Source organism: uncultured Sphingomonas sp., from assembly GCF_964244235.1.
Classification (GTDB): Bacteria; Pseudomonadota; Alphaproteobacteria; order Sphingomonadales; family Sphingomonadaceae; genus Sphingomonas.
This window is the reverse complement of record NZ_CAXTII010000128.1, coordinates 1-4,641: the sequence shown is the minus strand read 5'-3', so window position 1 is coordinate 4,641 and position 4,641 is coordinate 1. Positions and strand designations below refer to the sequence as shown.

The window sequence follows — 4,641 nt, the reverse complement described above, 5'->3', positions numbered from 1 at the left end:
AGAATGAGCAGGGCGATTGCCGCGATGGTGCGATCGAACGCGACCTTGCCGATCGCCTGCAGCCCGGTGACCCGGTTGCGGTACAGCGACAGCGTCGGCCGCCCGCCGACATAGGCGATAGAGTGCCGCGCGCTTTCGAGGTCGAGTGATACCGGGGCCATCGAGATGTTGACGTTGATCTGTTCGAGGCACTCGACCAGATCGTCGATCCGCGGCCCCGCCGACCACGGCAGGTCGATGACGACGGTGTCGATCTTCCGCTCCTTGATCTGGCTGATGAAAGCATCGAGATCGTTGCCCGGCAGCATCCCGCTATAGTCGCTGCGCCCGCCCCGGTTGCGTTGATCGAACACCAGATGGACCTTCGCGACCGGGCCCGCACCGCCTTCGATCAGCGCGATCAGCGCGTCGGTCTTGTCGGTGCAGCCATAGATCGCGATGCGCTCGCCGAGCGTACCGCGATCGGACAGCCGGGTAATGCTGCGCCGCGCCGCCGCGCCGACGCTCCAGATCGTGACGACCCCTGCCGTATAGGTTGCGATCGCCCAAATCCGTGAAACATTCGGCAGGTCGCCGAGCATGAAAGCACCGATCAGCGTGACGACGCTCGCGGTGACCCAGTCGAAATAGGCCTGCTTCAGCCGGTCGGTACGGACGACCTGCGCCTCGATCGAGCGATGGTACCACGCCAGCAGGCCATAGATCATGACCCAGCCAACCCCGATCGGAACATGATGTCCGCTCGTCGCGAGGCCGCCGATATCGAGCGCCGCGAGGCCGATGACGATCACGGCCAAGCCGCCGAGCTCGGCGAGCAGCCAGAGGTCGAGCGCCGAGTTCCAGCTGAGGTGGCGCTCGGCCGCCGGCTCGATCGCTGTCCGACCGGCGACGCGTTGTTCGGTGCCCCCCACCCGACATCCTTTGTTACGAAACGCAACCCACTCGCGTCGCTTCGTCAGATACGTGACTGAAGTTAAAATCGACGTGCGGGCGTCACCCGACCGACCGAAACCTTATCGATCACCGCCGTGGATCTCTTAAGCCTAGCCCAAGGCGCAGGTCAGGCCGGTCTCGACCAGACGCGCGACAAGCGCCGGATCGGCGTTGCCGAGGCGATCGACGAGCTTGTTCAGGCTCAATTTGTCGCCGCCACTGTCCTTGACGACGCGATTCAGTTCATCGAGCTGGCCGTAGCTCAGCCGGGCGGCGAGCTTCCCGCCCATGCACCGCGCCTGCGGTGTCGGCACCCCCGCTGCCTCGAGCTTGCCCGCGATACGCTCGGCCGGGGTCGCGCACCCAGCGAGCGCGATCAGCGCGACCAGCGCGGCACGCTTCACGCGCGCGTCGCCGGCAGCCGCCACCACGCGACATGCGGGTGGAGGTGGTGTTCGTGGTGATAGCCGCCGAAATTGAAGCAGGTCAGCACCGATACGAGCGGCCCGAAGCGCGAGCTGCGGGCGTTGTGCCGGTCGGGAAAGACGTCGTGCGCGTGGCGGTGCGGCAGGAAGGTGCCGAACCAGAACAGCTGCAGCAGCGCGAGCAGCGCCGGGATCGCCCAGAATACGAGGATGTTCGGCAACGATGCGCCAAGCAGCTGGTAGAATGACAGCACGACAACGATCCGCACGATCTGCCAATGCGAATAATAGGCCCCGAAGAAGCGCGCGAGCCATTTGACCGGACGCGTCGGATTGATCGCATCGAAGTCGGGATCTTCCGCCGTCCCGACGTGGCGATGATGCGCAAAATGGTTCGGCAGCATCCGGTCGTAATCGAGCCCAGCGTAAAGCATTAGCATCGTCCGCCCGACCGCGCGGTTGACCCCCGCCCGCTCCGGCGCGAACGAGCCGTGCATGCAGTCGTGGGCGATGATGAACAGGCCCGTCGACAGCCATGTCTGGACGAGGACCAGCGGCACGATCCACACCGCGTTCGCCAGGGTCAGTTGAACCGCGAAGATCCCACCGAAGTGGATGACGCCCCATGCGGCGACGATCCCCGCCGCCAGAGCATATCCCGCCAGCGTGCGCGCGCCGGACCGGGGGGCGATGATCGTGGCCGAAGTCACAGCGGACAAAAACTCCTGTGCCGCATCCCTGCGTCGAATCGCGAGGGATGCAAACCCCCCTGCGACGTTTTATAGACGAAGTCATGAACCTCAATGTTCCCACCGAAGCCGGTATTGCCATCGCGCTCGCCGCGCTCGCGGCGATGGAGGGCGTCGCCTACGTCGCGCATCGCTGGGTGATGCACGGCTTGATGTGGGGGCTGCACCGCTCGCATCACTCCCCGCGCGCCGGGGTGTTCGAGGCGAACGACTGGTTCGCGGTGATGGGAGCACTGCCGGCGATTGCGCTGATTTTCGCCGGCACCGTGCTCGGCTGGGGCAGCGCGTTGATGTGGGTCGGGGTCGGGGTCACCGGCTACGGCATGATCTATTTCGGCTTCCACGATGTCATCGTCCACCGCCGCGTGCCGGTGTCGTGGGTGCCGCGCGGGCGCTACATGAAGCGGATCGTTCAGGCGCACCGCCTCCACCACGTCGTCGAGACCAAGGCGGGGACGGTGTCGTTCGGCTTTATCTATGCGCCGCCGGTGCGCGAGTTGCTGGCCAAGCTCGAGCGCAACGGCGGCGGCAGGATCAGGGACGCATCGTCCAAAGTCCGGCGCGAGATGGCGTAGCCGACCAGCGGCGGGCTCGGCTGAAAGACTGCGGCAGCGTCCGTGCGACCGCGAGCAGTTTCTCAAGCGTCGAGGTCGTCACCCGCCGGTCGAGCGCGTCGGCGCCCTCCGCGCGCACCCGTCGCCCGATGCCCCCATAGATATCGGCGGCGGCGAGCACCGCCCATGCCGCACGCCGGGTCAGCGCCGGTGTGCCGAAGCGCGACGAGGCTTCGTAGCGCTCCGCCTCGTCGACCAGACGGCTGACGATGGTAGCGAGCGCGGCGCGGTTGTGGGGGGCAGCATAGGTCGCTTTCGACAAGCCCGCCTCCGCCAGCCACGCCTCGGGCAAATAGCACCGTCCGTTCGCCGCATCCTCGACGACGTCGCGCGCGATGTTGTTGAGCTGAAACGCGAGGCCGAGATCGCACGCCCGGTCGAGCGTCGCGCGGTCGTCGGGCGACACCCCCATGACGATCGCCATCATCACCCCGACGCACCCGGCGACGTGGTAGCAGTAGGTCAGCGTGTCGTCGAAGGTGACGAAGGTCCGCTCCTCGACGTCGCTGCGGAACCCCTCGATCAGGTCGAGCGGGTAGCGGTCGGGCATTCCGGTTTCGGCGGCGACGCGGGCGAGCGCATCATACGGCGGGTCGCCGCTCACTTCACCCGCGAGTGCCGCTCTGGTGCGCATCTCGAGTCCGGCCAGCCGCTCGGCGGGCGTCCCGGCGTACTCGACCCGGCCGTGACCAGCATCCTGCCCGTCGATGACATCGTCGGCGTAGCGGCACCAAGCGTAGAGCAGCGTCGCGCGATCGCGCAGCACCGGATCGAACAGCCGCGAGGCGAGCGCGAAGCTCTTCGACCCCTTCGCGATCGATGCCCGGCTCGCCGCGACGAGCGGGTCGATCATTCGGCGGCCATTGCCACCGCGCTATTGTGCCCGACGCCCGGCTGGACGCCGCCGAGATCGGCGATCATCAGCTTAGCGGTCGCCTTGGCCGAGCCGACGACGCCGGGGATTCCCGCCCCCGGATGCGTCCCTGCGCCGACGAAATACAGGTTCGACAGCACGTCGTCGCGGTTGTGCGTGCGGAAGAACGCGCTCTGCCACAGCACGGGTTCGAGGCTGAAGGCCGAGCCGAGGTGCGCGTTCAACTCGACCGCGAAGTCCTTCGGCGTGAAGGTCCGCATCGTCACAAGGTCGTCGCGCAGGCCGGGGATCATCGTCGCCTCGAGCGTGTCGAGGATGCGATTGGCGTAGAGGTCGCCCTCCTTCTCCCAGTCGCCCTTGTACTTGCCCATGTGCGGCACCGGCGACAGGACGTAGAACGCGCTGCACCCCTCGGGCGCCATCGCCGGATCGGTCGCGGTCGGGTGGTGGAGGTAGAGCGAGAAATCGTCGGCTACGACGCCGTTCTTGTAGATGTCGTCGAGTAACTCGCGGTAGCGGTTGCCGAACACGATCGTGTGGTGGCGGATCTCGGGGTGCTTCCGCTTCAAGCCGAAATAGACGACGAACAGCGACGGCGAGAAGCTCTTCCACTTCATCATCCCCGCCGCCTGCCGCCCACGCGGATGGTCGGCGAGCAGGTCCTTGTAGGTGTGAACGATGTCGCCGTTCGACGCGACCGCATCGAAGTCGCCCGACCAGCCGTCGGCGGTGGTGACGCCGGTGACGGTCGACCCCTCGGCGCGGATCGCCTTGACGCCGTTGCCCATCATAACCGTGCCGCCGAGATCCTCGAACAGCTTGACCATGCCCCTGACCAGCGCGCCGGTGCCGCCGCGCGGAAACCACACGCCCCACTTCTTCTCGAGCGCATGGATCAGCGCGTAGATCGCGCTCGTCTTGAACGGGTTGCCGCCGACGAGCAGCGAGTGGAAGCTGAATGCCTCACGCAGCTGCGGGTCCTCGATATAGCGGCTGACCATCGCATAGACCGAGCGGAACGCCTCGTAGCGCATCAGCTGCGGCGC

At 66.6% G+C, this 4,641-nt stretch carries 6 protein-coding genes; 1 reads left to right on the top strand and 5 read right to left on the bottom strand.

The features are described from left to right. The 3 genes from ACFE7D_RS13995 to ACFE7D_RS13985 form a co-directional block, all read right to left on the bottom strand. Window positions 1-911: hypothetical protein (locus tag ACFE7D_RS13995; protein ID WP_375396025.1), on the bottom strand; the 911-nt coding region annotated here is incomplete at its 3' end. Between the two features lie 132 nt (window positions 912-1,043). Then, entirely contained in the window at window positions 1,044-1,364 is a 321-nt protein-coding gene (locus ACFE7D_RS13990) for a hypothetical protein (RefSeq protein WP_375396024.1), read from the bottom strand. After that, the gene (locus ACFE7D_RS13985; protein WP_375396023.1) at window positions 1,334-2,068 is read right to left on the bottom strand and encodes a fatty acid desaturase; all 735 of its coding nucleotides are present in this window, start codon (window positions 2,066-2,068) and stop codon (window positions 1,334-1,336) included. Before ACFE7D_RS13985 ends, ACFE7D_RS13990 begins: the two co-directional genes overlap by 31 nt. An 83-nt stretch (window positions 2,069-2,151) precedes the next feature. On the opposite strand from ACFE7D_RS13985, the gene ACFE7D_RS13980 reads away from it, so the two are divergent. Next, window positions 2,152-2,682, top strand: a complete 531-nt coding sequence (locus ACFE7D_RS13980; RefSeq protein WP_375396022.1) for a sterol desaturase family protein — start codon at window positions 2,152-2,154, stop codon at window positions 2,680-2,682. Here ACFE7D_RS13980 and ACFE7D_RS13975 read toward each other — a convergent pair. Both ACFE7D_RS13975 and crtI read right to left on the bottom strand, forming a co-directional pair. Then, window positions 2,642-3,574, bottom strand: a complete 933-nt coding sequence (locus ACFE7D_RS13975; RefSeq protein WP_375396021.1) for a phytoene/squalene synthase family protein — start codon at window positions 3,572-3,574, stop codon at window positions 2,642-2,644. The genes ACFE7D_RS13980 and ACFE7D_RS13975 overlap by 41 nt on opposite strands. After that, window positions 3,571-4,641, bottom strand: a 1,071-nt coding sequence (gene crtI, locus ACFE7D_RS13970; protein ID WP_375396020.1) for a phytoene desaturase family protein, incomplete at its 5' end; no start/stop codon positions are given. The genes crtI and ACFE7D_RS13975, both read right to left, overlap by 4 nt.

Excerpts from the sequence above, each read along its gene's own strand:
- ACFE7D_RS13980 (WP_375396022.1), top strand. The coding sequence starts at position 2,152 with ATGAACCTCAATGTTCCCACCGAAGCCGGTATTGCCATCGCGCTCGCC.
- ACFE7D_RS13975 (WP_375396021.1), bottom strand. The coding sequence starts at position 3,574 with ATGATCGACCCGCTCGTCGCGGCGAGCCGGGCATCGATCGCGAAGGGG.